This is a genomic window from Frankia sp. CcMO1, assembly GCF_977945845.1.
This window is the reverse complement of sequence record NZ_CDWTMG010000330.1, coordinates 1-3,385: the sequence shown is the minus strand read 5'-3', so window position 1 is coordinate 3,385 and position 3,385 is coordinate 1. Positions and strand designations below refer to the sequence as shown.

At 70.2% G+C, this 3,385-nt stretch carries 4 protein-coding genes and 1 pseudogene; all 5 read right to left on the bottom strand.

What is annotated here, in order from left to right; translation table 11 throughout:
* Nucleotides 1–849 (bottom strand): hypothetical protein (locus AC08OU_RS23190; protein ID WP_476605802.1); only part of this gene is annotated, 849 nt, incomplete at its 3' end.
* A 191-nt stretch (nucleotides 850–1,040) separates the two neighbouring features.
* Nucleotides 1,041–1,814, bottom strand: coding sequence for a hypothetical protein (locus AC08OU_RS23185; protein ID WP_476605801.1), 774 nt, complete (start codon nucleotides 1,812–1,814; stop codon nucleotides 1,041–1,043).
* A gap of 211 nt (nucleotides 1,815–2,025) precedes the next feature.
* The gene (locus AC08OU_RS23180) at nucleotides 2,026–2,709 is read right to left on the bottom strand and encodes a pentapeptide repeat-containing protein (RefSeq protein ID WP_476605804.1); all 684 of its coding nucleotides are present in this window, start codon (nucleotides 2,707–2,709) and stop codon (nucleotides 2,026–2,028) included.
* Complete coding sequence (locus tag AC08OU_RS23175) at nucleotides 2,706–3,062, bottom strand: hypothetical protein (RefSeq protein ID WP_476605805.1); 357 nt, start codon at nucleotides 3,060–3,062, stop codon at nucleotides 2,706–2,708. Before AC08OU_RS23175 ends, AC08OU_RS23180 begins: the two co-directional genes overlap by 4 nt.
* 97 nt (nucleotides 3,063–3,159) lie before the next feature.
* Nucleotides 3,160–3,288, bottom strand: a pseudogene (locus AC08OU_RS23170) (pentapeptide repeat-containing protein); the annotation flags it as partial.
* Nucleotides 3,289–3,385 lie beyond the last annotated feature (97 nt).

Here is a 3,385-nt window from a genome sequence, read left to right as displayed (position 1 = left end):
GGTCGTGCCCCGCGTCGTCGTTCCGGGCGTGGTCGAGCCGGCGGATCTCGGCGGGTTGGTGGTCGGCGGGTTGCCAATCGGCGGGCGGGTGATCGGTGGGTTGCCGATCGGCGGGCTGCTGACCGGCGGGTTGCTGACCGGCGAGTTGCCGCCCGTCCCGCCGGTAGCGGGGTTGTCGAGCGAGTTCCCGGTCTGCACATTGCCGGCGTCCTCGACGTACCTGTTCGCCAGTTGCTGCATGACCTGGCGCATGTCCTCGGTCATCCACTGGACTAGCTGGTTGCCCCATTGCGGGGTCTGGCTGATGGCGACCAACTGGCCCCCGCCGCTACCGGCGGCGATCAGCGGGGCCCCGAGCCGCAGCGCCTCATTGGCGTAGTAGTTGTCGATCTCCCGGATCATCTGCTGCGCTTGGTCGAGGGCATTGCCTGCGTCCGTCAGCACCCAACTCAGGTCACCCCGCCCGGACGGCTGCCCGGTGAGCACGTTGTACTGATCGACGATCGCGGTGTGCAGCTTCTGCAGGGCCCCCATGAAGGCCGTGGCCGTGGCGCCCGTCCAGTGGTCGGCCAGCGCCATGCTGATCTCTGGTAGCGCGTTGGCGACGTCGAGCAGCGCTTGGGCGGCGTCCGCGGCGTACTGCGCACCGTCGATGAGCGATTGCGGGCTCGCGACCTGGGCTTGGGCATTGGCGAAGTTGGCAGCACCGGTGTCCGCAGCGCCGAGGATGGCCATCTCGATCTCGCGCCAGGAGGCATTGCTGTAGTCGTGCGACGACCCGGCATCGAACATCTTCGCGCCGCGGGTGGCGTCGTATTTCTGGCTGTCCTTCTCCTTCTGCCCCGCCATCCCGCCGAGGACCTCCCGCAACGCCCTGCCCGGCACCCCCGAGCCCGGTGAGTTGCCGGGCCGCCGACTGCTGGGCACAACCAACCGGACGGGGTCCCGCCCGGACAGCGCCGCCGACCATCGCGCCACTGTGGTGACGCTGCCGGCCGCTCGCGGTCACGCCGCTGGAGGCGTCGGTTGGGTAGTGCGTCTCAACGAGTCACGGAGAACGTGTAGCTGGCGTAGCGAGGCCGCTCGCTACCGGCGTCCTCCCAGGTGAACGCCGCGCGACCGACATGTTCCAGACGGATCCGGGTGTCCGCCATGACGGCGAAACCCGCCCGGCGCACCCGTTCGGAGAAGGCGAAGTCCTCCGCGAGGTACCAATGCCCGTCGTCGTCCGGGACGACCATCGGCCAGAAGTACGGCGTGAACCCGCCGCCGAAGCGCGCGTTGCAGTATGGCAGTTGCTCCTGTTCCCGGATCGCCTCGTACACCTGCCGGTGGGTCAGCAGGAAACCGCCCGCCGCGTAGAGAATCTCGATCAAGCCACCGTCGCGGCCGAACACGAGCTGATCGGTCTCCGGCAACAGGTGGCTTGCCAACGCGCGATGGCCCTTCTGCGGGTAGATCGCGGAGATCACCGGCAGCCGGTGACGACGCAGCAGTTCGACATCCTCAGCCCGAAAGCCGACGTCCGAGTCGATCCACATGATCTCGTCGTAGCCGGCGTCGAGTGCGTCGCTGGCCATCTTGCTGCGCGCGTAGTCGATTGCCGTCTGGCCGACGACCTGCCACACCGTGTAGCCGCGGGCCTGCAACTCAGCAAGACCTGCGGCGCACTCCTCCTCAACATGAGTGCGCACGGGAACGAGGACGACGCATCGTGACGGGTCCGGCGCTTCGCCCGGGGCCACCGCCTCGTGGGGAGTGACGCCGTCCAGCTCCGCGGCGTCCGCCAGCTCGTCGCGTCGCCGCGTCACCATCCCGCCCACGACCATCGGTCCCGCTTCAAGCCAACCGGGATCCGCGTCCGCTCGCGTCGGACCGCCCGCACCGGGAGGGGGACAGTGCCACGGTGCGGGCGGTCCGCGCGTCGGGAGCCGTCGCTCCCGACCGTACGACGGGGCGACTCACCCGTCGTCACGCCATGCCGGGCACATCGCCACGACCGTGCCCGGCTGCGAAACCCATGCGTCACACACTCTCGTCCACCGACCGATCCGCTCCGGCGTCGGGGCCTGGATCCAACGGCATCAGAACGGACATCGGGTTACTGCCCATGATCAGCCCAGCCGGGTCGATCCGATGCCACCTCGGCTGCCCGCCATCCGCCGCCGAATGGCTCGTCTCGATCCAGGACGGCTGGTGGTCGGGCATGTCCCCGCCGTGCGACCCGTTGCCCCACCAGGGCGGCGGCGACCAGTCCGCGCCGGGGTGCCAGCCCACGTCGGCCGCCCCCGACCCGTGACCGCCCTGATGCCGGCCCTGGTGCTGGTGCTGGCCCTGGTGCTGGCCCTGGTGCGAGTGGTCTCCGGAAGGGTCGACGCGGGTGGTCGGGTGCCCGTCGTTGTAGCCGCCGCCCGTCGTCGTTCCGGAATCGGACCGCCACCCGTCTCCCATGCGATGATTCCCGCCCGAGACGTCGTCGTCGCTCGAGAAGTCCGCGCCCTCCAGATTCGCGCCGGCGAGATTGGCACCCTGGAGATTCGCCCCCTGCAAGTGAGCGCCCTTGAGATTCACCCCGTGCAGGTCTGCCTTTTCCAGGTTGGCGTCGCGGAAGTTGACACCCTCGAGGTTGCCGCGGGTCGGGTGACCGCCGGTGCCACCCTGGGTGCCGCCGGTCGTGCCGCCACCCGTCCCACCGCCACCACCGGTCACGCCACCGCCCGACGAGTGACCGTTGCCGGAGCCCGTGCCGCCACCGCCCGTGCCCGTTCCGCCGCCGGATTCACCACCAGCGCCAGAGCCCGTTCCAGCACCACCGACGCCACCGCCGCCGCTCCCAGTCCCCGTGTCCCCGCCCCCGGATCCGGTACCAGTGCCAGTGCCAGTGCCAGTGCCACCACCTGTACTGCCGCCCGTCCCGGAACCCGTTCCGCCGCCGGTATGACCACCGCCGCCGCTCCCAGTCCCCGTGTCCCCGCCCCCGGATCCGGTACCAGTGCCAGTGCCAGTGCCACCACCTGTACTGCCGCCCGTCCCGGAACCCGTTCCGCCGCCGGTATGACCACCGCCGCCGGATCCGCTCTCCCCATCGGTCGTGCGCCAGCCGTCACCTGCCGACGGCTGCTGGCTCGCGGGCAGGTCGTCGTCGCTGGAGAAGTCCGCCCCCTCCAAATTCGCGCCGGCGAGATTTGCGCCCTTGAGGTTCGCTCCCTGAAGGTGCGCTCCCTGGAGGTCGGTGCCGTGGAGATCGGCGTTCTGTAGATTCGCATCGTGCAGGTTGGCGCCTTGCAAGCCGCCGGGCTTGGCGGATCCTGCGCCTTCAGAACTTCCGGACCCACCGGCCCCCTGGCCGCCATCAGCCGTGGTCCCGCCACCGCCTGTGGTCCCG